This is a genomic window from Kordiimonas lipolytica, from assembly GCF_001550065.1.
The window spans coordinates 378,702-401,705 of sequence record NZ_LRUB01000002.1 but is presented as its reverse complement, the minus strand read 5'-3'; the positions used below and the strand labels follow the sequence as shown (position 1 = coordinate 401,705).

27 protein-coding genes are annotated in these 23,004 nt (G+C 54.6%); 18 read left to right on the top strand and 9 right to left on the bottom strand.

What is annotated here, in order from left to right; translation table 11 throughout:
• Nucleotides 1-34 precede the first annotated feature (34 nt).
• Nucleotides 35-187, bottom strand: a complete 153-nt coding sequence (locus tag KORM41_RS22110) for a hypothetical protein (protein ID WP_231727078.1) — start codon at nt 185-187, stop codon at nt 35-37.
• A gap of 229 nt (nt 188-416) precedes the next feature.
• On the opposite strand from KORM41_RS22110, the gene KORM41_RS02025 reads away from it, so the two are divergent.
• The 3 genes from KORM41_RS02025 (at nt 417) to KORM41_RS21655 (ending at nt 3,478) form a co-directional block, all read left to right on the top strand.
• Nucleotides 417-1,130, top strand: a complete 714-nt coding sequence (locus KORM41_RS02025) for a substrate-binding periplasmic protein (protein ID WP_231727077.1) — start codon at nt 417-419, stop codon at nt 1,128-1,130.
• A gap of 132 nt (nt 1,131-1,262) precedes the next feature.
• Entirely contained in the window at nt 1,263-3,095 is a 1,833-nt protein-coding gene (gene typA, locus KORM41_RS02020; protein ID WP_068143846.1) for a translational GTPase TypA, read from the top strand.
• A gap of 245 nt (nt 3,096-3,340) precedes the next feature.
• Nucleotides 3,341-3,478: a hypothetical protein gene (locus KORM41_RS21655; protein ID WP_156431856.1), complete on the top strand. Its 138-nt coding sequence runs from the start codon at nt 3,341-3,343 to the stop codon at nt 3,476-3,478.
• 250 nt (nt 3,479-3,728) lie between these two features.
• Here the strand turns inward: KORM41_RS21655 and KORM41_RS21650 are convergent, their stop codons facing one another.
• Nucleotides 3,729-5,045: a pentapeptide repeat-containing protein gene (locus tag KORM41_RS21650; RefSeq protein ID WP_156431855.1), complete on the bottom strand. Its 1,317-nt coding sequence runs from the start codon at nt 5,043-5,045 to the stop codon at nt 3,729-3,731.
• On the bottom strand, nt 5,023-5,433 hold the full coding sequence (locus tag KORM41_RS02010; RefSeq protein ID WP_068143843.1) for a hypothetical protein: 411 nt from the start codon (nt 5,431-5,433) through the stop codon (nt 5,023-5,025). Before KORM41_RS02010 ends, KORM41_RS21650 begins: the two co-directional genes overlap by 23 nt.
• A 137-nt stretch (nt 5,434-5,570) precedes the next feature.
• On the opposite strand from KORM41_RS02010, the gene KORM41_RS02005 reads away from it, so the two are divergent.
• Both KORM41_RS02005 and KORM41_RS02000 read left to right on the top strand, forming a co-directional pair.
• Nucleotides 5,571-5,867: a putative quinol monooxygenase gene (locus KORM41_RS02005; RefSeq protein WP_068143842.1), complete on the top strand. Its 297-nt coding sequence runs from the start codon at nt 5,571-5,573 to the stop codon at nt 5,865-5,867.
• Between the two features lie 80 nt (nt 5,868-5,947).
• Nucleotides 5,948-6,406 (top strand): gamma-glutamylcyclotransferase family protein, encoded by a 459-nt coding sequence (locus tag KORM41_RS02000; RefSeq protein ID WP_068143840.1) that lies wholly within the window; start codon nt 5,948-5,950, stop codon nt 6,404-6,406.
• A gap of 90 nt (nt 6,407-6,496) precedes the next feature.
• On the opposite strand, the gene KORM41_RS01995 is transcribed toward KORM41_RS02000, so the two are convergent.
• Nucleotides 6,497-7,861 (bottom strand): methyl-accepting chemotaxis protein, encoded by a 1,365-nt coding sequence (locus KORM41_RS01995; protein ID WP_068143838.1) that lies wholly within the window; start codon nt 7,859-7,861, stop codon nt 6,497-6,499.
• A gap of 242 nt (nt 7,862-8,103) precedes the next feature.
• Here KORM41_RS01995 and KORM41_RS01990 point away from each other — a divergent pair, with 242 nt between their 5' ends.
• Genes KORM41_RS01990 through KORM41_RS01980 form a run of 3 tightly spaced genes read left to right on the top strand, consistent with a single transcriptional unit; the run spans nt 8,104 to nt 8,831 of the window.
• On the top strand, nt 8,104-8,319 hold the full coding sequence (locus KORM41_RS01990; RefSeq protein ID WP_068143836.1) for a hypothetical protein: 216 nt from the start codon (nt 8,104-8,106) through the stop codon (nt 8,317-8,319).
• 9 nt (nt 8,320-8,328) lie between these two features.
• Nucleotides 8,329-8,577, top strand: coding sequence for a hypothetical protein (locus KORM41_RS01985; protein ID WP_068143834.1), 249 nt, complete (start codon nt 8,329-8,331; stop codon nt 8,575-8,577).
• A complete protein-coding gene (locus tag KORM41_RS01980) occupies nt 8,574-8,831 on the top strand; it encodes a GlsB/YeaQ/YmgE family stress response membrane protein (RefSeq protein WP_068143832.1) in 258 nt (85 codons plus the stop codon). The genes KORM41_RS01985 and KORM41_RS01980 overlap by 4 nt, the downstream gene beginning before the upstream one ends.
• Here KORM41_RS01980 and KORM41_RS01975 read toward each other — a convergent pair.
• Nucleotides 8,828-9,958 (bottom strand): NAD(P)/FAD-dependent oxidoreductase, encoded by a 1,131-nt coding sequence (locus KORM41_RS01975; protein WP_068143831.1) that lies wholly within the window; start codon nt 9,956-9,958, stop codon nt 8,828-8,830. The two genes, KORM41_RS01980 and KORM41_RS01975, sit on opposite strands and share 4 nt — an antisense overlap.
• A gap of 101 nt (nt 9,959-10,059) precedes the next feature.
• On the opposite strand from KORM41_RS01975, the gene hisN reads away from it, so the two are divergent.
• Nucleotides 10,060-10,866: a histidinol-phosphatase gene (gene hisN, locus KORM41_RS01970; RefSeq protein WP_068143829.1), complete on the top strand. Its 807-nt coding sequence runs from the start codon at nt 10,060-10,062 to the stop codon at nt 10,864-10,866.
• 109 nt (nt 10,867-10,975) lie between these two features.
• Here the strand turns inward: hisN and KORM41_RS01965 are convergent, their stop codons facing one another.
• The 4 genes from KORM41_RS01965 to KORM41_RS01950 form a co-directional block, all read right to left on the bottom strand.
• Nucleotides 10,976-12,058 (bottom strand): alpha/beta fold hydrolase, encoded by a 1,083-nt coding sequence (locus tag KORM41_RS01965; protein ID WP_068143827.1) that lies wholly within the window; start codon nt 12,056-12,058, stop codon nt 10,976-10,978.
• An 85-nt stretch (nt 12,059-12,143) separates the two neighbouring features.
• On the bottom strand, nt 12,144-12,608 hold the full coding sequence (locus tag KORM41_RS01960; RefSeq protein WP_082719668.1) for a TadE/TadG family type IV pilus assembly protein: 465 nt from the start codon (nt 12,606-12,608) through the stop codon (nt 12,144-12,146).
• A gap of 1 nt (nt 12,609) precedes the next feature.
• A complete protein-coding gene (locus KORM41_RS01955; RefSeq protein ID WP_068143823.1) occupies nt 12,610-13,083 on the bottom strand; it encodes a TadE/TadG family type IV pilus assembly protein in 474 nt (157 codons plus the stop codon).
• Between the two features lie 6 nt (nt 13,084-13,089).
• A complete protein-coding gene (locus KORM41_RS01950; protein ID WP_068143821.1) occupies nt 13,090-14,379 on the bottom strand; it encodes a Tad domain-containing protein in 1,290 nt (429 codons plus the stop codon).
• Between the two features lie 288 nt (nt 14,380-14,667).
• On the opposite strand from KORM41_RS01950, the gene KORM41_RS01945 reads away from it, so the two are divergent.
• The 9 genes from KORM41_RS01945 to KORM41_RS01905 all read left to right on the top strand — a co-directional run bounded on the left by KORM41_RS01945 (nt 14,668) and on the right by KORM41_RS01905 (nt 22,848).
• Nucleotides 14,668-16,158 (top strand): TadE/TadG family type IV pilus assembly protein, encoded by a 1,491-nt coding sequence (locus tag KORM41_RS01945; protein ID WP_068143820.1) that lies wholly within the window; start codon nt 14,668-14,670, stop codon nt 16,156-16,158.
• A gap of 9 nt (nt 16,159-16,167) precedes the next feature.
• Nucleotides 16,168-16,728 (top strand): TadE/TadG family type IV pilus assembly protein, encoded by a 561-nt coding sequence (locus KORM41_RS01940; RefSeq protein ID WP_068143818.1) that lies wholly within the window; start codon nt 16,168-16,170, stop codon nt 16,726-16,728.
• Nucleotides 16,715-17,275: a TadE/TadG family type IV pilus assembly protein gene (locus tag KORM41_RS01935; protein WP_068143816.1), complete on the top strand. Its 561-nt coding sequence runs from the start codon at nt 16,715-16,717 to the stop codon at nt 17,273-17,275. Before KORM41_RS01940 ends, KORM41_RS01935 begins: the two co-directional genes overlap by 14 nt.
• Before the next feature lie 440 nt (nt 17,276-17,715).
• A complete protein-coding gene (locus KORM41_RS01930; protein ID WP_068143814.1) occupies nt 17,716-17,910 on the top strand; it encodes a Flp family type IVb pilin in 195 nt (64 codons plus the stop codon).
• A gap of 130 nt (nt 17,911-18,040) precedes the next feature.
• Nucleotides 18,041-18,532: an A24 family peptidase gene (locus KORM41_RS01925; RefSeq protein WP_068143811.1), complete on the top strand. Its 492-nt coding sequence runs from the start codon at nt 18,041-18,043 to the stop codon at nt 18,530-18,532.
• Between the two features lie 72 nt (nt 18,533-18,604).
• Complete coding sequence (gene cpaB, locus KORM41_RS01920; RefSeq protein WP_068143809.1) at nt 18,605-19,492, top strand: Flp pilus assembly protein CpaB; 888 nt, start codon at nt 18,605-18,607, stop codon at nt 19,490-19,492.
• On the top strand, nt 19,489-20,940 hold the full coding sequence (locus KORM41_RS01915; protein WP_068143807.1) for a type II and III secretion system protein family protein: 1,452 nt from the start codon (nt 19,489-19,491) through the stop codon (nt 20,938-20,940). The genes cpaB and KORM41_RS01915 overlap by 4 nt, the downstream gene beginning before the upstream one ends.
• 27 nt (nt 20,941-20,967) lie before the next feature.
• The gene (locus KORM41_RS01910) at nt 20,968-21,621 is read left to right on the top strand and encodes a CpaD family pilus assembly lipoprotein (RefSeq protein ID WP_068143805.1); all 654 of its coding nucleotides are present in this window, start codon (nt 20,968-20,970) and stop codon (nt 21,619-21,621) included.
• A 15-nt stretch (nt 21,622-21,636) separates the two neighbouring features.
• A complete protein-coding gene (locus KORM41_RS01905) occupies nt 21,637-22,848 on the top strand; it encodes an AAA family ATPase (RefSeq protein WP_231727075.1) in 1,212 nt (403 codons plus the stop codon).
• Nucleotides 22,849-23,004 lie beyond the last annotated feature (156 nt).

Here is a 23,004-nt window from a genome sequence, read left to right as displayed (position 1 = left end):
CAAAATACACTTTTTGGTGGATTTGACCAAAAGATCAACATTTATCAATGTGGTAGGTCGCCAACTGACAGTCTGCCGCATGCTCATCCACCGCAAAACTCACGCAAAGACAAATCAAAGCAATAACCCAAAGAACTCCAAGCAGTTTGTAGGAGATATCTATCGTTTCATCTACGTTACGGCCCATGTTTACTGTTCCCGATACCTTGATCTTGTTCTGCCTAGCCTTCGCACCTCGCTCCGACAAAATCAGGCTTTAATCGGTAAGCGGTGGCGGTGGAGCGACAGGGCGCCGCGCGCACCAATCAATGACAATCATTAACCTTTCCTATAGTGGATTGCGGTATACTGTTCACACGAGAGTAGCAGCACTCCTCTCATCAAGGAGGGCCCGATTGCATATTGCGACGCTTCTTATGGCTGGCGCATTCATCTTTTCCGGAACAGTGCTCGACGCCGGCCCGACCACTGAAACACCTACACTTCGCGTTTCTGCGATTGTGGCACCGCCCCTTATTGTGCGTGAAACCGAAGAGGGCACCTTAACCGGTACAGCTGTGAATGCCGTCAGAAGCCTTACCGCCAAGTGTGGTGCTAGCGTTGAATTTATCATCTCGCCGTCATGGAACCGCGCCTACATGATGGCCCAGGTCGGCATTGTAGATGCGGTGATTCCCACCAATTTCGCAGAAAGCCGACTGGCGTATTTCGATTTTCCAGTCAGCCCCCTTGTTGACCTGATCCCAAGCCTGATTGTTCGCAAAGACAGCCCCATAGACCATTTCAGCAGCCTGGAAGTCCTGAGGGGCAAAAAAGTGGGCGTGCGAACCAAAGCCCTCCTTGAAGACAATTTCGATGCTTTTGTCAGGGACGGCAACGCAACCCTTGTGGAACGCAGCGACAGCATATCGCTGATAGACGACCTCTTGTCCGGGCGCATAGATTTCATTGCCGACAGCTCGGCCATGATCATCTACCACATGACGGAATCGAAAATCCCGCAACGCATCCGAATTCTGGAACCGCCCCTTGGTGCCAGCGGCCAGTATCTGGCACTGTCCAAGAAACGATCAGCAGCCTTTGCCGAGGGCAGCAAGCTTTATGACTGTTTGAAGACAGCGAAACCCTAGCACCACTGCCCTTTCCACTTGCCGCAACGGTCATTCCCGCGTATAAGCCGCGCAAATCTTTTATTTGGGGGCTTCCGATAACAGCGGAAGCCTTTTTTAAGTTGGGGCAACGACAGCCCCCAGGAAGCAGACATGAGTAAGAATATTCGCAACATCGCGATCATCGCCCACGTTGACCACGGCAAGACCACGCTGGTGGACAACCTGTTCAAACAGTCGGGCACCGTGCGCGAAAACCAGCGCGTTGAAGAACGCGCGATGGATTCGGGCGACCTGGAGCGCGAGCGTGGCATCACCATCCTGGCGAAATGCACCAGCGTGATGTGGGGCGACACCCGCATCAACATTGTGGACACCCCAGGTCACGCCGACTTCGGCGGCGAAGTTGAGCGCATCCTGTCGATGGTTGACGGCGTTGTTCTGCTGGTGGACGCAGCCGAAGGCCCGATGCCGCAAACCAAGTTCGTAACCATGAAGGCACTGGCACTTGGCCTGAAGCCAATCGTGGTTGTAAACAAGGTAGACAAGCCGGACGGAGACCCAGACGCTGCAACCGACGCAGTATTCGACCTGTTCGTGAACCTGGATGCCAACGAATACCAGCTGGACTTCCCGATCCTCTATGCTTCCGGCCGCGACGGCTGGTGCGATGACACACTGGACGGCCCGCGCGAAAACCTGCACCCGCTTTTTGAGAAAGTATTGGAACATGTTCCGGCGCCGAAAGTGGTGACCGATGGTAACGCCGACAAGCCGTTCTCCATGCTGGTTTCCATGCTGGACCGTGACAACTTCCTTGGCCGTATCCTGACGGGCCGGATTGAAACGGGCCGTGCGAAAGTGGGTGACGCAATCCACGCGCTCAGCCGTGACAGCAAAGTGATCGAAGTTGGCCGCATCTCGAAGCTACTGTCCTTCCGCGGGCTTGAGCGGACGCCGGTTGAAGAAGCCGAAGCGGGCGACATTGTTGCCATCGCCGGCCTGCAGACCGCCACGGTAGCCGACACAATTGCCGTTCCTGAAGTCAAGGAAGCGCTTCACTCCATCCCGGTTGACCCACCAACCCTTGCCATGACCTTCGCCGTAAACGACAGCCCGCTGGCGGGCCGCGAAGGCAAGCTGGTGACCAGTCGCGTAATCCGCGACCGCCTGATGAAGGAAGCTGAAGGCAACGTGGCCATCAAGATCACCGAAACCGAAAGCAAGGACGCTTTTGAGGTGGCAGGCCGCGGCGAGCTGCAGCTTGGCGTTCTGATCGAGACCATGCGCCGCGAAGGATTTGAGCTGGCGATCAGCCGCCCACGCGTCCTGATGAAGATGGACGAAAACTGCAAGAAGCTGGAGCCATACGAGACGGTTCAGGTGGATGTGGACGAAGCCTATCAGGGCACGGTGGTTGAGAAGATGTCGCTCCGCAAAGCGGAACTGACCGGCATGGTGCCATCAGGCGGCGGCAAGGTCCGCCTGACCTTTGACGCCCCTGCCCGTGGCCTTATCGGTTATCACGGCGAGTTCCTCACCGACACGCGCGGTACCGGCATCATGAACCGCTCCTACGACCGCTACGACGCCTACAAAGGCCCGATCCAGGGCCGTCAGCGTGGCGTTCTGGTTGCGAACGCAAGCGGCAAGGCCGTGACTTATGCGCTCTTTAACCTGCAGGAACGCGGCGTGATCATGATCGAAGGTGGCGATGAGTGCTATGAAGGCATGATCATTGGCGAGCACAGCCGCGACAATGACCTTGACGTGAATGTCCAAAAAGCCAAGCAGCTGACGAACATCCGCGCCGCTGGCAAGGACGAAGCCGTGAAGCTGACCACACCGCGCAAGCTGCCGCTGGAAGAAGCACTGGCCTACATCAACGACGACGAGCTTGTTGAAGTAACGCCAGAGAGCATTCGTCTGCGCAAGCGCTTCCTGCTGCCGCATGAGCGCAAGAAAGCCGCGAAGGCTGCTGAATAAGGCCGCTGTCATTCCCTGAGGCTTCATGCCTGTACAGGGGAAAAGAGAATTCTAAAGGCGATCCAAACGGATCGCCTTTTTTATTGCACCGCTCGCCGCCTTTTTAATGCCGCATTAATCCGTATCTTGTATTTATGAAAAACATCACCAGATAAGGTGAATAAGAGGCGCCCAAAGAGGCACCATAAAAAACACGACAAAAGGGCCAACATAAAGGCTCGATACGACAAGCGAAGGAAGAGACAATGCAACAGCAGAAGCCTGTGCCCACATACGGTATCACCAAAGCACAATATGCCCGCCAGCTGCAGGAATGGGAAGCTGCCCAGTCCTATACGCCAGGCGAAGGCTTCTTTGCCCGCTTCAAGAAAAAGCGCGGCTAACAGCCACCCGGCCATATGAAGAATTTTTACGCCGCAGCAGGCCAGCCTGCTGCGCGTTCCCGCATGCCAGCACTCCGTCATTCCGGGCGAGCGGCGAAAGCCGCGAGGGAACGGAATCTATCTTGATCCACGAAACTAATGGATGCTGATCCAAGTTCAGCATGACAGTGATCACTATTTCTCAACTGTCACCCTGAACCCGTTTGGCGTACCGCCAGCGCTGCAAACAGGGTCCACTGGGCAAAGGCCACTAGCCCAGCTTGAAATAGTTGCGGATGGCCAGAAGCGCGAAGAACAGGAAGATTGTGGAAATCAGGTTATGCACGCCCGCCAGTAGCGTCACCCAGGGCGGCTGCCCGCCAGTGAACAGCGCCTGCACAGCCGCGCTATCATTGGCCTTGATCACACCCAGCACAGGTGTCGCGTTCGAGAAGGTATAATTGATAAGATGAAAGCTGTCTTCCACTGACCAGCCAGCCTCAAACAACCCCGCAAACCCGCCATAAACGGCAAAGAACACAGCAAACAACCCTAGCCACCACATGACAGGCCGCCGGAAACTCAGGCCGCACATGCTGAACAGCTCAAACAAGTTGATCATCAGCGTTTCCCGCACCGTAGCTTCATGCCCACGGCGGCACAGGAGTTCCGCCCTAAAGAAGCGCTTTTCCACTAAATGATGATGTCCATCTGCTGCCAGTTCTTGCATGCGCCGGAGCTTTGCCGCCGCCATAGAGTCCGCGACACGCCATGCTTCAGAGGGTAGAAACATTCTTTCACATGCGCGTAGGCTGAGAGGAGGTGTATCCGGTATCACCACATGAGTTTGTCCCAGGTTGGGGGCAATGGCGAATTGCGCACTTCGGAAATCTGGGACACAATTTTCTGTCTTCGATTTTTCGACTAATTCCAAGAACATTATGCGCAATCGTTCAGGCCACCACCCGAAAGTGACATTAGGCAGTCCCCTGCCTACTTTTCCAAATTCAACATTTTCAAGAGATGTTCCTGCTCCTACGTTAGCTGCAACAAAGCTAGCCCCATTAAGAAACACCGACTTATCAAAGTTTGCAGCCCCAACAATTGTGGCATATGCAAATCTTGCATTTCCCACGAAATATACATCTTGAAACGAAGCTCCTCGGCGTACAATGAAACCTGAGAAATCTGAATGAGAAAGGAACACGGCGCTAATAAACTCGACGCCCCTTACAAACTGCCTTCCCGCAAATCTTGCTCCGCCAACAAATACCGTTTGTTGAAAGTCCGCGTGTGCTACAAAACGTGCAGCCCCCTTTTCATTGGGCCCTATCGAACCTAGGGCGTGGCCCGAGAAATCTGCAAACCACTCAAACAGCACCTGCCTAAAATGCGCTTTTCCCAGAAACTCAGCCCCACTAAAATTTGCGTCCGCTACAAATCTGCTCTTGTCAAACTCCACAGTCCCCGAAAATAAGGCATTACGAAAATCAGCTTGTTGGCAGAAAAACGCCCCAACAAATGAAACGCAAATCGGAAAAGAAACATCCTCGACAAGCTGAATGCTAGGGGGGGGCAGCTTTGCCATTAAATGTAATGCCCTGAAAAGAGACATTGCATGGAAAGCAATACCCAGCGAAGCTAGTATGTGAAATATACTTTACATTTGATGGAAGTTCATCCTCGAAGCATATCCAATTTATAGCAGAGATAACCACCTCAATCTGGTTTGCTCTGTCGTGACGAGTAAGCCATTTGTCTGCTGTAGCTATCACCCAAGAATTCCAAGCTAACTTACCGCGTTTGGCTCGCTCCAAGTGCGTCATTTCATCCAGCCGTTTTGCATATCGCTGCCGCATTGGTGACAGCATCAAATCACCCCGCAACAACTCAGGCACATTGTCGGCATAGATGATCGGCTTGCCCGTTTCCGGATCTGTGTACCCTTGCTCGTCGGTTCTTTTGTCATCAACCATGGCGCTCCCCATCCTTGGTTCACACCAACTATGACCGCAAGGGTCGCACCCATGCAACCAAAAGGCGCTCGTGGCATTAACAGCTGCGAAAGGTCTTGTGACTATACTGGCCCAAATGCACTGCGGGAGGGCCCGACTTGTTGATTGTAACAGGCCTGATTGAGATATCGCCGGAATACCGGCGCGAGGCGACAGAAGCGTTCGAACAGTTCGTTCGCGCCGCGCGCAAGGAGCTAGGCAACATCACCTACCAGATGTCGGAAGACATCGATATGCCGGGGAATTTCCGTTTCTATGAGGAATGGGAAGCCAAGGAAGCCCTCGCCAGGCACTTGAAATCGGAAAATACGGCAAAGTTCCGCCAGGCCCTTGCTGGCATGCAGGTTTTGTCGATCAATGTGAAACGCTATGAAGCGACCCCAGTAAAGCTATAGCCACCACATAAGATAATATTTGACGCAACACGCCTGCGCGTGTTCATAAGAAACTGCTGGGGAAATTGGGAGAGGGTTATATGACCGACCGCAAGGTACAGGTTTTTTTCTACGGTTCTTTTATCAGCTTGAGCGTTTTGGAAGAAGCCGGCATCAAGAAGCGCGCGTTTGCGCCAGCCTGCATTCATGGCTATGAAATGCTGATGCAACCCGTTGCCAATCTGCACGAAAACGGCGACGGCGTTGTATACGGGATTCTGGCGAACCTGACCCACGATGAACTTGAAACGCTTTACACCACGCACCTGTCATCCTTCACGGACTATAAGTATCGGCCTGAGGCCATGCTGGTGATGACCCGCGGCGGCAAGATCGTGCCTGCGCTTGTTTATGTGTGCGATAATATGAAGCCCGAGCAGGCAACAACCGAATATATCGAAAAGGTCCTGAAGGCAGCCAAAAGCTATGGCTTCCCTGGCTGGTACATTGACCATATCGAAAGCCACCGGCCGATCGGCGACCCGAAAAAGCGTAACTAGGGCAAAGGCATCTGCGCCGGCCTCTTCGCTGCAGTTCATGAAAAAGGCCCGCCGAAAGGCGAGCCTTTATTGATCCTACAAGCCGCTAGCTTATCCGCGCAGGCGCGCCAGGAAGCGGTTGACGGAATCTTCCAGAATGCTGGCCTGGTCGGTCAGGCCACCGGTGCTTTCATTCACAACATTGGCGGCACCGGCACTCTTCTGCGCCATTTCCTGCACCCGGCCGACGTTCTGGCCCAGGTTGGCTGTGCCCTGGCTGGCGTTCTGAACGCTTCGGCCAATCTCGCCCGTTGAGGCTTCCTGTTCCACCACTGCGGCGGCAATCATGCCGGAAATCTCGCTCACCTGATTGATGGTGCGGTGAATTTCATTCACGCCGTCCACGGTTTCCTTGGTGGCAGACTGCATGGCAGCCACCTGCTCTTCAATTTCCTGCGTCGCACGTGCCGTCTGGTTCGCTAGGCTTTTCACTTCATTGGCAACCACCGCGAAGCCCTTGCCTGCCTCGCCTGCCCGGGCTGCCTCAATGGTGGCGTTCAACGCCAGCAGGTTGGTTTGCTCTGCGATATCGTTGATCAGGTGTACGACTTCCGCGATCCGTTCGGACGCGCTCGACAGCGAACCTACGCGCTCTGCGGCATCTTTGGTAACCGTCATGGCGTTGATGCTGATGGAATTCGCCTGCTCCACTTGCGTGCGGATCTCGCCGATCGCCCCCGTCAGTCCCTCTGTGGCCTCGGCGACGGAAATCATATCCTGGCTTGTGGCGTCGGTTGCGCTCGCAGCCGCACTCACTTCCATCGTGGTTTGCTCAATCGCATCGGTCATGGTGTCGGCTGCCATCTGCAACTCGGCCACCGCGCCGGAGAGCGACTGGATAACGCCGGAGACTTCGTTTTCAAAGCTGTCCGCAAGGTCAGAACGCATCGCGTCCCGCTCGGCCTTCATTTGGCGTTCCTTGTCCTGCTCTTCCTGCAGGCGGCGCGTTTCCTCAGCGTGGCGCCGTTCTTCCTCTTCACGCTCTGCCGCGGCTTGCTGCGCCTTCGCGTCATCCGCTTCCTGCCGAAGCCGCTCGGTCTCAAGCGCGTTGTTGCGCAGGAACTCAGCCGCGCGCGCCATGGCGGCGATGCCGTCGCCATGGTCCGTATCGGTCACCGGCTTGTCATATTTGCCTTCAGAAAGATAGCTTAGCTCAGCCTGCAGGCGCCTGAGCGGCCCCATGATGCTGGCAGTAATGGCCCAAGACAGGGCAAAGATCGCCGCTATCAGAATGGCTGTCACAATATACACCAGGTTCTGGTGGTTTTCGAACTCAGCCTGCGACACGCGTCCGGCCTGTAGTTCCGCGACCAGCGTCGAAAATTCCCAAACGATGAAAATCATGCCCAGAAACGCCAGAATAGTCAGCGTCCAGATACGGACATTCACTTTGAAATTACGCAGAAAATTGATCATCTCGATACACAACCCCTAGCCTCGAGAGGCTTCCCTAACCCACATAAACATGTGCCTGATTGGCTCAATAGCACAGTAGCTGGCGGTTGCGTATCAAAAACAGCAGCGACATATCGTCGTCCCGGGGGCGGCTTTCAGCAGGGCTTGCAGGCGGCGAAACTTGAAAACACACCGGTCTGTTCCCACATCTTTTAAATAAGACAAAAAAATGTCGACACATAGCGAGGATAGAGGAGGATCAGATGCGCCTGATATTGGCGATACTTTTCCCACCCATGGTGTTTTTCACCATTTGGCGCCCTTTTCAGGGTTTGATGAATGCCCTTTTGTGGATGACCTTCATTGGCTGGCCTGTGGCTGCCATGTGGGCCATTTATGCGCTCAGCCAATACCGCAATGACGAGCTCCGCCGCGAGTTCGACTATGACCGCGGTTACGGCAGGCGCTACCGCTATTAGGAGGGCAGCATGATCAGTGCATTATTGGCTGGCGCCCTTACCGGGCTGCTTGCAGGAAAACTTCTTGAAGGAAAAAGCCTTGGCGGCACCCGCGACATCGCGCTGGGTGCGATAGGGGCAATCGCGGCCTGGTTCATTGTCGGTCTGCTGGGCTTCAGCCCGATCAACATGTTCGGCTCTGTTATAACAGGCTTTTCGGGCGCAATGCTGTTCCGCTTCAGCACACACCCCGCCAACCAGGAGGAGCAGGCTTTATGATCGGAACCATCATTACAGGCGCTATCGTCGGCTTCCTGGCCGGCCACATCATCCGGGGCGAGGGTTATGGCGCCCTTGGCAACATCATACTGGGCATCTTCGGCGGTATGATAGGCAATTTCCTGTTCGGCGTGATTGGCCTTGGGCCCACAGGCTGGATCGGCGATGTCATTGCAGGCGTTGCAGGAGCCCTGATCCTGGTGTTTGCCTTCGGCGAAACCCGGCACCGCAGGCGCCGACGCAGGCGCCATTAACGCAGGCGACAAGGCCGATACGCCTCAGCCATCACACCGTGCCGGGCAAGCATGTCCGGCACACCTTCTTTGAGAACCAGGCTTGCTGCCAATTCAGACCATGCAGGTGATGTCTGAATGCCGTAGCCGCCCTGCCCCACATTCCAGAAAAAGGCCGGGTGATCAGCATCAAACCCAATGACCGGCGCCTTGTCAGGTGCAAAGGTCCTGAGACCTGCCCATTTGGCCTCAATCTTTTCAACCGGCATCCCTGTCGCTTCCTCAAACCGCATGGCCGCGACCGCAACGTCCTCCAGCTCTGGCTGGGCATCGCATGGCTGGCTTTCCGTCTCGTCGGCGGGGGAGACGAGATAGCCATTACCCTCGGGCTTGAAGTAAAACTCTTCGTCCACATCAATAATCACCGGGCCGTGGCGGTCAAACGGCACGCCCTCATGTTTCGGCACCGTAATGATGGTTCGCCTGAGCGGCTTCAGCCCAAGCGGCTCAACGCCAGCGCGGCGGGCAATGTCGTCTGCCCACGCGCCTGCACAGTTGATGAGCACACGCGCTTTCACCTGCCCCAACCGGGTTTTTACATGCCACATGGTACCATCGTGCGCCGCTGCCTCAAGCCCTGCTCCCAGAAGCACTTCCACGCCCGTTTTCTTAGCCGCACGCAAATACCCCTGGTGGAGCGCAGCGACATCCAGGTCACCGCAATCGGGGTCGTCAATGCCGCCGGCGAAGATGCCCTCTTTGAGGTGCGGGGCCTGCTCCAGAACCTCGTCAGCATCCAGCATGCGAACGCCCGGCAAGGCGCCGTGCATTTCATTGAAGACGGCCTCAGCTTGCGTGCGCTGGTTCTCCCTGAACACATGGATAGCACCCAATTTGTTCATCAGTGGGGCCGCACTGAAACCCTCTGGCGGATTGGTCAGGAAATCTTTGGAAGCAGTGGTGAGCGGCTGAAGCTTCGGGCCGCCATATGTTTCAGCATAAAAGGCTGCGGACCGTCCGGTCGTGTGGTAGCCAGCCTGCTCTTCCATATCCAGCATGACCGTCCTGCCATGTGGCGTCAGGCGGTACGCAAGCCCTGCCCCCGCGATACCGGCTCCGACGATCAGAAAATCAGCTTCCATTGCCATACATCCGTTGCTTCTTCCGGGCAATTTGTGGTCTAAAGTGGCCGCAATGGCAAGGCGCCATTGATGAAAATCTTTGTTCACTCACGTCACGGGAACTTATCATGACCGCCACACCACATTCCGATGTGCTTTCAAAGGATCAGGTTGATGAACTCTGCGCCTTCGCCTGCAAGTTGGCTGACGCTGCCGCGGAGATCACGCTCAGCTATTTCCGGCAACCGATTGGTGTGGACGACAAAGACAAGGGCGACGGCTTCGACCCAGTGACCAAGGCAGACCAGGGAGCGGAAAAAGCGATCCGCGCCTTGATTGAAGAACACTACCCCGACCACGGCATCTTCGGCGAAGAATTTGGCATCAAGGAAGCCGCAGGCCCGTTCGAATGGGTGCTTGATCCGGTCGACGGCACACGCGCTTTCATTTCCGGCCTGCCAACCTGGGGAACGCTGATTGCGCTCCGGCACAATGGCGAGCCGGTGATCGGCGTGATCGACCAGCCTTACATCAAGGAACGCTATCTGGGTTGGCCCGGCGGCGCTACGTTGAATGATATGCCCATCAAAACCCGTGCCTGCCCAAGCCTTGACAAGGCTACTCTTTCAAGTACCGACCCAGGCCTGTTCAAGGGTGTTGAGCGCGACCGTTTCGATACGCTTCTAAGGGAAATCCGGCTGGTTCGCTATGGACTTGACTGTTACGCCTATGCCGTGATGGCGGCAGGCCACATGGATATGGTGGTAGAAAGCGGCCTCAAGCCATACGATATGATGGCGCTGATCCCGGTGATCCGGGGTGCTGGCGGATCCGCCACCAATTGGGAAGGGGAGGCGCCAGGCGACTGTGGGCGGCTCCTGGCCTTGGGGGACCCGACACTTCTTGAGCAGGTGATGGATATCCTCCAGTCCTAGCGACTTTGCAATATCAAGCATGCTGCAGCGAAGGCTATCTTCGAAATAGCCCGAAGGACGACCTTTGGGCTATTCTAGCGAACACACTGCCGGGGGGACCGGAAAGAACTCAACTGTCCTCCAATGGGGCCGGTGTGTTGGTCTGCAGCACATCGTCGCCAAAATCAGGGCCATTTTCCAAATCCATCCATGCGGCGATGGCATGCCACAGATCTGCCCGCATCCCGTCGGTTTCTTTCAGGATTTCGTGCATCGCTCCCTTGATGACCACCAGTTTGGCATTCGGCATCCGTTCGGCAAGTTTGGTTTGGGCGGCATTGTCGACGATGCTGTCTTTCTCTGCCTGAAGCATCAGTACCGGCGTTTCGATCCCTTCCGGGCAACCCTCTGCGTTCAGCTTGTCACATGATTTCAAAGCTTCCCATAGCCACTTGTATGTTGCCCCGCCGACGGCCAGCCGCTTGTCCTTGGTTTTGATGAAGAAGTCTTCATCTTCAAAACGGTCATCATCGTGTGTCAGTTTCTTGCGCCAGCCCCAGCGTCCTTCCTTGAAGGCCGTATGGCCAGGAATATAAGCCGCCCCAAGCCCCATATAACGCATGATTAGCGGCAGCCCCTTGGCGACAAAATCTGGCAACCCGCCCGTCGCAATTCTCACCATCGGGGCAACTGTAATGGCTGCATCAGCATAACCGGGGTGTTCCCGAAGGAAGCGCAGGATCACATGACTGCCGGCCGAATGGCCCATCAGAATGAAAGGCTTTGGCATTTTGCCAATCAGCTTTTCTTCAAACAGGGTTTTCACATCGGTCAGGTGTGTGTCGAACGTACGTACATAGTGCTTGTCGCGGTTCGGGTGCGGGCGCCAGGACATGCCCTGACCACGTAGGTCCATGGCTGCACAGGCGAACCCAAGCGCATTAAATATATGCACATCTTCAAGGAATTTTTCGATGAACTCGGTGCGACCAGGCAGGAAGATCACAGTGCCTTTGGGCTCCAAAACCTTGCTTGCTGGAAACCGGGCATACCGAATGCGGCGGTCATCCGGAGCCACAAAATAACTGAAGACCGCATCTTCTGGCACAGTGCGCCGTTTTTCTTTGGCAGCTGCCAAAATCTCGGCACTTGGATATTCTTCGCCAGCCACGCTCATGGCTGCGCTGGCTTCCTGTTCGTTTTCTGTCGTCATAACACACCCATTTTCCCCAATCGTTGCCACTTATAGCCGTTTGAGACAAGCGGTAATTGGGAGAAACTGGCGGTTACACGAAAGTTTAGTAGGGTATTTCTTCTGTCAAAAAGCCTCTGGACTCACCGGTTATGGCAAGTCCGGCATCATCGCCCAAGTTGAGGAATGCCTCTAGCGACAGGATCGGCAAATATTGATATTGCACTTCCACCGTCACCAGTTTGGTCTGATCCGTCGGGTCAACAGGGGATGTGATAATTATGGCCGTAATGTTGTCTGGGTCCAGCCCCAGCAGGTTCGCCTCGGCGATCGCCTGTACGTCATTAGATGTAGCGTCATAATGCACGAGCGCATAGCGCGTCGCTTCCTCTGCCGCATAAAGAACCACCGCCTGCGTGTAGACGATGCGCGACAACTCAATCAGCATGATGATGGTGCCCAGATAAATGGGAATTGTCATGGCGAACTCAACCGCCGCAACACCGTCATCTCGGCAGCGCAAACGCCCCAATAAAGCTTTCAGTCGCTGATATGGAGACGTCTTTGTCATATCAGTTCAACCGCGCTGTTACGGTTTGGCTCAGCGTAAGGCTGCTTGCTATTGCCGGATAAGTCAGCAGAAGATCATATTCTTCAGTGAGTGTTATATCCAGATAGGCCTTCCTGAGCGTGCCATCGTCACATGTGATATCAACCCCGCCAGTGGTGGTACAATCGCTTGCGGATCCGTCTGGACACTCACAATATAGCGTTGCCGTTACTTCACGGGCAGCGCTGGGGTCCGCCGCCGGCGCGGAGGCTTCAACTGCGGCGATTATGGCCGAATAATCGTCATTCACGGGCTTGCGCACGAGCGCATACTGAAGCCCAGCCCTGACCGCGTTTGAAAGCTGCATATTGCGAGCGTAGGCCAGGCCAAAATCTACAACGCCAACAGAAATCAGTGCCAACACCGTCATGATGGCTGCTGTCTCAATAACGATGGAGCCGTCTTCGTCTTTTCGCAGTTTTTGCAGGAACGCCATTTCTCCCTACTCCACCAACATGATCCGGAACTGTGGAGATGTCTCCAGGTTCATGGATTCGCATATTGTATCATCATTGCCGATTACGCTATCGCCAGAAAATGTAACCGTCGCACCCCATACCTGCAGGCAGGATGGTTCTGCCTGGGCGCCGCCGGTGAAAGTGATGTCTGCACGCGGCATATAAATCACACCATCAAGCATGAGGTTAACCCCACCATTGAAGATGGCAGACACCCCTGCACTGCGGTAATCGGCAATAGGGTCCTGATAAACGAGGATACCTTCATATGTATCGCCATCTGTGGTCGGTGCGGAAAGCGTTGCCGTAGCACTACCGTTCATCGAAATGCTACCCACATCACCGGCGGTATCACCTGTGAAAATAAAGGTCACGCCTTCCCCCGAGAACTCGGAGTTCGCATTGGCGATCAGGTCGCCACCTTCGATCACATATACGCCCGGCTCAAATACAATATTCTCACCCTGGATGCGCAAATTGCCGCAGTAACGACCCGGCGTCATTACATCATTGTCACCAACATTTGTGTTGCCAGAAACATCACACCCCATATCGGTTGGGATCGGCAGGCTGGTATATGGATCATCAGCGGGAGTGGACAGCGACTGTGGCGGAGAATCACTCGTGAGAACCCCGCCGCCAGAGACTTCAATATCACCTACAGTTTGCACAGATACCGTATCAAGCTCGGCATTACCCCCGATATAGATGGCCTGCTCGCTAACGCTATTAGATGCCACACCACAGTCGGTCCCCACAATCGTGCTGCCCGAAAAATTCAATGCCCGATCTTCTGTGTCGTCCAGTGCCACGACGCACTGAGTGCCGATAATGAGTGTACCTGCCACGGCCCGCCCCGAGACATTGACGGTGAGCGAGTTGCCTGTAATGGCATAGAAAGCGCTAAGGAACGTCAGCTCTACATTCCGGGAGACAATAATTTCATAAAAGCCGGTCTGCCCTGCATAATCGCCCTGACTTGGGGGAGTATTCAGCGTAAGAGTGTCCCGGGCGGGGTCGAATCCCCGGTCATTCAGGAAAGTAGAAACCTGCGCTTGCAGATCAGCGTCGGTAAAGTTATTGCCGGAGTGCACGGTGTCGATTGCGGCCATATCTGTCAGGTTCTGGACATCACGCCGCTCCATGTACCAGCCTGATACATCCATGCCCAACCCGGCGAAACCCAATATTGCTGGCAACATGAATGCACTTAAAGTGATCATGCCAGCAGTCTCGTCACGCCAGAAGCGTTTTATTTCCGAAAGCTTTATCATCCGAATCGTTTGCCTGTCGTTCCGGTCACGTTGCCTGGACCTAAAACGCTACTGCAGATTCGTTTACATTCGGTGCATAAATAACCCGTTTTTTAGCAAAATTGGCGATTGAACTTGCCCAAATACACACCTTAACTTCCTAAAAACATTACATAAAATCATAGATCGTATTCACACAACCCAACTATTTCATGGGCGCAATTTACCTAAAACTTTCTGCATTTCTTTACATGCCACAACCAGAGGCTCAGCCTTTCAACCAAACAGGTAGTTTCCAAGGTTCAGGCAATGAAACAGTGGATAAAAAAGACAGGTAAGGCACTTGATGCTGCCAACCGCTTATTGGCGCGTCTTGGTCAGGATGAGCGCGGCAGCCTTCTGCCCATGGTGGCTGGCAGCATGTTGACACTGACGGCCGCGGCCGGGCTCACAATCGACGGTGCGCGCGTCTTTTATGTCAAGGATGTGCTGCAAAAGTCACTGGACTCTGCCGGGCTGGCCGCTGGCCATGCAATGGACGTAGATACCATGCAGGCCGACGCGATTGAATTTTTCAATGCGAACATAGCAGCTACGGGCGGCATGGCATCCGCAAGCGACATGAATATTGTCATCAGCGATGACAATGAACTGATCACACTGACCGCGACCGCCACCGTCGAAGCCACCTTTATGACATTGTTTGGTTACGATTCCCTGACCGTAACGGTAGATACCGAAATTACGCGGGAAACCCGCGGCATGGAACTTGTACTGGTAATGGACAATACCGGCTCCATGCGAAGCGACAACAAGATTACCACTATGAAAACCGCCGCCGCTAATCTGATTGATGTGGTGTATGGCGATGATGAGACCAACACAAATTTATGGGTTGGCGTTGTTCCCTATATTACCCACGTCAATGTCGGAAACGCGCATTATGACTGGCTGTCGGCTGCGGGGAAAACAAAGGTGGATAATGAATATTCACCCACTGAATGGATGGGATGCCTTGAGGCGCGCCCGGACGGTGAAGACCAGACAGATACGCCCCCCAGCCTCGCACCGTTTGAGCCTTATTTCTGGGAAGACACAGACTATGTAACATGGAAATACAGCTGGCGACGGGGCTGGTATGAAGCGGAAGAGGACAACCCCTGGATCGATGACGACACAGGCGTGCGCACCATTGAAGAAGTCAACAACTCTTCAACCGCACTCGGCCCCAACAGGGGATGCGGCCCCCAAATCACACCACTGGTTGCCGAGAAGACGAAAATCCTTAATGCCATCGATGCCATGGAGCCCTGGAGCTTCGGTGGCACTGCGGCCAACCTTGGGCTGACCTGGGGTTGGCGCGTCGTAAGCCCCAACTGGCGCGGACAGTGGTCTGGCAGCCCCGCAGAGCTGCCGCTGGATCATGACGAGCCCTTTATGGACAAAGTGATCGTGATGTTGACCGACGGCGTAAACCAGTTCATCAGCGCTGATGATGAGCTCGGCGGATCAGACTATACCGCCTACGGCCGAGTCGAGGACTTTGGGTTCAACAATATCTATGACGCACGCAACGAATTGGATGACCGGTTCGACACCACATGCGCAAACATCAAGGCCGATGGTATCATTATCTACACCATCACCTTCGGCGACACGCCCGATAGCAGTACGCAGGCTGCCTACTCCGCCTGCGCCACCAACCCATCCTTTTATTTCCATGCGCCCACCGCCGCGTCACTTGAAGAGGCTTTCGATTCCATTGGCAGGCAACTATCCAACCTCAGGCTTTCAAAGTAGGAGGTGGCTATGGCAATTCGGAAATGGCTAAAGAAATTTCGGAAGCAGACAGAAGGCTCAGTTGTAGTCGAAGCTGCGATCGGGCTTCCTATCCTGCTTTCCGTGATCGTCGGTGTCCTCGAAGTAGGAAATTATTTTTTCATCAATGCGGCGCTTGAGAATGCCGTCCTTCGTGCATCACGGTTTGGTGTTACGGGAGGTAGCGACCCAACAGCGACGCGCGAAGAGCAGTTGCTGCAGATCGTCGAAGAGGAAACTTTTGGCTGGATCGACATGAACCAGGTGACAGTAGAGACACTGGTATATGAACAATTCTCGGACATCGGCAACGCCGAGCCATACACCGACGCAAATGACAGTGGCACCTACGACGAAGGCGAAGCCTATTCGGACGTCAATGGCAACGGAAAATGGGACTCTGACATGGCTTCTGCAGGCCTTGGAGACGCGGGCGACATAGTACTTTACCGTCTCTCTTACCCTGCAAACAGCATCACCGGCTTCGCCGAATGGGCAGAGCGTTCAATCACCATCCAGGCAACAGTAGCAGTCCGCAATGAACCGTTTTAGACGCATCATCAAAAGCATCTGCTCGGATCAGCGCGGGGCAGTTCTGACTGAGCTCGCACTGTCGATGCCGCTCTATATAGTGCTTCTGATGGGAACCGTAGAGGTGGGGAACTATCTTCTATTGCACTTGAAGCTGCAGCATACCGTGGTTGCAGTATCTGACTTGGCCACCCGGGATGAGGAAATCACCGAAGCTGTTGTCGCAGATATTTTCGAGGTTGTACCTCAGATCATGAGACCGTTTGACACGGAAACCCGGACTATCGCCTATGTATCCGCTATCAGCCAAGCAGAAGACGTACCCTCGACGATCTATTGGCAGCGTTCTGGTGGTGGCAACCTTGTCCACGGCAGTGACATCGGAGATGAGGGTGATGCCATCGACGTTCCCGCAGGACTAACGCTAAGGGACGATGAAACCATCCTGGCAACAGAAATATTCTATAGCTACGAGCCTCTCATATTTTCATTCCTCGACAGCTACACGATCCGCAAGACATCCTATTTTCGGCCCCGCATTGGCGCCCTGCAGGAAATCCAACCCTGACCAAGCAGTCATTGGCCGCAAGTGACAGCAAACAACATTCTCGCTCGGACACGCAAGCATGAAAGGCTTAGCCCCGAGTCTTTCGCTGTCCTGTAATAACGCTGATTTTCGATTCGTTTTGCACCCGGAAGCACCTTTCGGGTTCTAAAAATCACCGATTTTTTTTAAAGTTTTCACGACAGCCTTCCAGCCAGCTGCCTTTTTCAGCCTAATGAAAGCCCAAAACTCTCCCTAATTCGCCCCGATATTCATGTCGCCCATGCCTAGATTCATGAACATAATCAATAGCTTGTTAAGCATGATAAAATTTTAGCTAATTTTACTTCAGTTTTTACAATAAGTCTTTGTAATAAAAAGCATTTTAGACTTGCTGTTAACTTTTTATTTAGTTGTTCGCCGCTATAAAGGTGACATCCAATCTTGGCAGCTGGAGAAAACCAATGATTAAGTTTTTGAACAAACTACGTACTAACGAGGAAGGCGCTACCGCCATCGAGTATGGCCTGATCGCAGCCCTCATCGCTGTTGCACTGATCACTGCACTGAACACCCTTGGCGGTGACCTCAGCGCAATGTTTGAAGGTGTTGCAACAGAAGTTGAAACTGCTACACCAGCAGCGCCTGCTGCAGGTTAAGCTGGCTACCAACGGACAGTTGGAAAGCAAGAAACTCAAAAGGCCGCTGGGGGAAAACTTTTGCCGGCGGCTTTTTTAGTGAAATTGGGATCTGAATACAGATTTCGGGAAAGCAGTTCTCAGGCAAGATATGCAAGCAACGACAGCCATATATACAGGCATATTTGTGGCCGTTGCTGTGGTGCTTATCCTCGCTGCAATTGAAGACTTGAAGACCAGGCGCATCGCTAACCGCCTTAGCCTGATCCTAGTCGGACTTTTCGGAGTAACAGTTGCAGCTGACCTTCTATCCGGCACAAATGTCATGGCCGCCCTTGTATGGCCAATTGTTGTCGGAGGCTCGGTCTTCCTTGTCGGTCTGGCCCTGTTTGCAACGGGCGCGATGGGTGGTGGAGACGTAAAGCTAATGTCCGCAGTGGCCCTTTTCGCCGGCCCGGACCTGGGGCTCTCTTTTGTGCTCTATGTTGCAGTAATCGGCGGAATTGTTGCCCTTGCCCTCCTTGCCTGGAGCCGTTGGAGCAAAGACAAATCGGAACATAGTGTCAAAGTACCCTATGGCGTCGCGATTTCAGCCGGGGGGCTGTGGATCTGCTTCCACCAGATATCTGCACTTTCGACCTAATTCGTGAAGAATTATTAACCCTTTGGCCTGACCATGGCCTGGGAAGTGTGTGACAAAAGCCAGGAGGGGACTATGAACCCCAGAAGCCTAATTCTAATTGCCGTCGCAGGCGTCGGCGTGTTGCTGGTGGTCCTATTGACCCGAAGCTTCCTTAGCGGCCTTGAACAGCAGAGCCGACAAGTGCAAGCAACGGCGGTGCAAGCACCTGCCGCGAAGATTCTCGTTGCATCCAAGCCCCTGCCTGTTGGCACTATCCTGACAAAGGATCATGTGTCCTGGCGGTCGTGGCCTGAAGATGGCCTGGCGGCAGACTATTACAGCCAGCCAAAAAGCAAGATCGAAGATATTGTAGGCAAGGTTGTTCGTGCGCCGATCTCGGGCGGCGAACCGGTCACCAAATCTGCGATGGTTTCGCAGGGCGAAAAAGGCTTCATGGCGGCGGTTCTGTCTCCTGGCATGCGCGCTGTGACTGTAAAGCTGTCACCCACCAGCAGCGTCGGGGGCTTTGTCTTCCCGGGTGACCGGGTGGACGTTATCCTGACCCAATCTTTCGATATGCAAGGTACAAAAATCCCTTACGTAACGTCCGAGACCGTATTCCAGAATGTGCGGGTACTTGGTGTCGACCAACGCAGCCCTGCTGATGCGGAAGAAGTGAAGATTGCCAAGACGGCAACCCTTGAGGTCACTCCGAAGATGGCTGAAAAGGTCGCCATGCTGGAGCGCCTTGGTAGCCTGTCGCTCAGCCTCCGTAGTCTCGTGGGCGGCAATGATAGCCTGCCTTCCGACCCTGACAGCCCGCCAGTGGGTACCACGCTTACCTTCACGGACAGTCCGGAAGTGAGCAAGTTCCGCCCCGATGCCGCTGAAGATGAAAAGCGCGATGTGGTGATTGTCCGTCGTGGTTCAACCGCGCAGGAAGTTGACGGCACAGGCGAAAGCAAGGAGCGAGGCAAATGATCAGGCAGATGAATAACATCGTGCGAACGACCTTGCTCGGTCTCGCGCTCACGTCCCTGACACCGGTTATGCCGGCACAGGCAGAATCCCTTAAATCCATGTCGGGTGCCAGCATTGTAGATGCTGGCGAAGTGTCCCTGCCTGTACAGGTCGGCAAGGGTACGCTGGTAAGGCTTGACCGTCCGGCCGCGGAAGTCTTCATTGTGGACCCGAATGTGGCTGACGTACAGGTCAAGTCACCGCGCGTGATCTATATTTATGGCAAAGCCCAAGGCGAGACCAGCTTCTACGCGCTGGACGACAAGGACCAGACCATCTATGCCGCCAATGTGGCGGTGACCAGAAACCTGGACGCGCTCTTCCGCGCCTATGAAGATATGCTTCCGGGCACCGCCATTTCGGTCAGCACCTACGGTAGCATCATCGTGCTGCATGGCCGCGTTAACAGCCCGGACCAGGCGGCCACAGCTGAATATCTGGCCAAAGACGTTCTGGCGACAGACCGTGTGATTAACGAGCTGGAAATCATGCAGCCGACCCAGGTGAACCTGCGTGTCCGCATCGCCGAGGTTTCCCGTAGCGTGGTCAAGCAACTGGGCTTCAACTGGGAGGGCGGCTATTTCGGCTCCAACTTCGGCATTGGCATGATTACGGGCCGCAACGTGGCAGATATTATCGTCGATCCGATCACCGAAGGTCCGCTGAAGTTGTTCCAATTCCCTGAGCAGGGTGTGAAATCCATTTATGGCGACGTCGTCAGCAATGCGCTGGATTTGAACTATGCGATCGACGCGCTGGACCAACAGGGCTTCCTGACGGTTCTGGCTGAACCAAACCTGACGGCCCTGACCGGCCAAGCCGCAAATTTCCTAGCGGGCGGCGAATTTCCGATCCCTGTACCAAGCCGTGATGGCATCGCAATTGAGTATCGCGAATTTGGCGTGAAACTCGATTTCACCCCGACCGTCCTCAACTCCGGTCGCATATCCATGCGGGTTCGCCCAGAAGTGAGCGACCTTTCAAGTGCTGGCGCGATCAGGGTTGAAGGCATCAGCATCCCGTCTATCAGTACGCGTCGGGCAGAAACGACGGTAGAGCTAGGCAGCGGGCAATCGTTCGCGATTGCTGGCCTGTTGCAAAACGATGTTGTGCAGGACGCGAACAAGATTCCTGGCCTTGGCGATATCCCGATCCTGGGCGCCTTGTTCCGCTCGGAATCCTTCCGCCGTGATGAAACTGAGCTTCTGATTGTCGTTACACCTTATGTTGTTCGCCCGGTCTCTGACCGTCAGCTGGTGCTGCCAACCGATCGCTTCGTTGCCCCCAACGATATGGACCGCTATCTGAATGGCCGGTCCTGGGTGCCGCAACCTGCAAACGATGCAGCAAATAAAGACAAGCAAAGCGGTGCCTCGCTGAAGAAGCGAGCCGGCTTCCAGCTGGACTAGGCAAAAAAGCAGAAAAGGAACAGGACCATGACCTATCAGGCAAAAATTCTGAAATCGGCATTCCTTGGCCTTGGGCTGCTTGGCCTATCGGCATGCCAACATACGGATGTGGCGACAGCTTCGCCTTATGAAGCCACAATGCGCAATAGCGTGCAGATGATCCGCCTGCCCTATGAAATCAGGGCGGAAGATGACGGCACAAGCACCCCATCAAGCGCCACCTATGCCGGTATCCAGAGCTTCCTTAAAGCGGCAAACATCACCTATGGCGATGTTTTGATGTTGGATCGTGGCAACGCATCTGACGCCCGCCTGAGCGCCCTTGAAGATTATCTCAAAAGCCAGGGCTACAGCTATGGCGGCTCAGCCACGCTTGGCGGGCTACCGTCAGACGGAAGCGTTGTACTTTATCTGGAGCGCTATGTGGTAACTACGCCCAATTGCGGCGAATGGGCACCGGAAAGCAGCAACAACAGCCGCAACAACCCAAGCAGCTTTTTCGGCTGTTCGAACACCTCCAACCTTGGTCTGATGGTTGCCAATCCACGCGATTTGGTAGCTGGACAAGAAGGCCGAGGATCCACTGCAAGGGCCGTAGCACCGTTGCTTATCAATGCTGATTCCAAGGCAAAATCTGGCTCCGGTACCGGTACTGGCTTGCCTGGCGATCAGAAGAAGTAAGAGGGCGAAATGAACATGACGGCAAAAGTTGAAACTTCCGCCCGCGAGCCCTTCGCAGCATTCATGGTAGATGATGACACGCTTCAGACCTTGTCTGGCGTGGCCGCCAAAATCGGCTGGAACCCGGAAATGGTTTATTCTGGCGGTATCGGCCAGGCGGTGCGGGCGCTGGGCGCCATGCCGTGCCCTGAATTCCTAGTGGTCGACATCTCCGGCAGCGCAGACCCGCGCGCTGATATGCAGGCGCTCGCTGACGTGGCCGAGGAAGGCACCCTCGTGCTGGCAATCGGCGACGTCAATGACGTTACCCTGTACCGGGACCTTATCCATGCTGGCGTATTCGATTATCTGGTAAAACCGGTAACGGCTGAGCTTCTGCAGAATGCCCTTCTTGCTGGACAGGAAGCGCTGGTCGCTGTGGAGGAAACACCGGAACAACAAGTGAAAACCGAAAACCGCCAGATTGTATGTGTTGGCGTGCGTGGCGGCCTGGGGACCAGCTCAATCGTGACCAACCTGGCATGGCTGATGGCAGAAAAGGGCAAGAACACCGCAATCCTTGACCTTGACCTGTATTTCGGCACGTCGGCAATGCAATTTGATCTGGAACCGGGTCGCGGCCTGCCGGACGCCCTTGACAACCCACACCGGGTTGATGGCCTGTTCCTGGAACGCGCCGTGGTCAAACCCCATGACAAGCTGGCCATCCTTGCGGCTGAAGCACCTGTAGGGGCGTTCCGTGAACCCGCTGAGGGGGCGCTTGAACAGCTGGTAACTGCGCTTGGAGAAAATTACTCCGATGTGATCGTTGATATCCCCCGGCAAATGCTGGGCGATCATACCGACATTTTGAAGGCAGCAACGGACATCATTCTGGTGACAGATTTCTCCCTTCCTGCTGCGCGCGACTGTATCCGCCTTCTGGCACACATCAAGCAGGCAGCACCAAGCGCAGACATCCATGTGGTTGCAGACAAGGTCGGCATGGTGCCGAACGAAGTCGAAGAAAAAGATTTCGAAAATTCGATTGAGCGTTCTGTCGAAGTCAAAATCCCGTTCGACCCGAAAACCGCCATGGCAGCTTCACAGCAAGGGAAAGTGGTTGTCGATGCTGTGCCAAACAGCAAGACGGCAGCCGCCTACAAAGAACTGATGCAGCTAATCGACGCGGACGAAGAGGAAAACCAGAAATCTGGGTCGTGGCTAGACAAATTGTTAAAGAAATAGCGCTTTTATAGAGAGTGAATTCAACGGGTACACCTAGGCAAGTCAGGACTGGTTAAGCGGTATGAAGTCGCAGGCATTTGGAAAAAAACGGCAAGGACTGAAGCGCGGCAGCGGCTTCGGAAGAAGCAGCACTGCTGCTTCGCCTTCCGTCGCTAC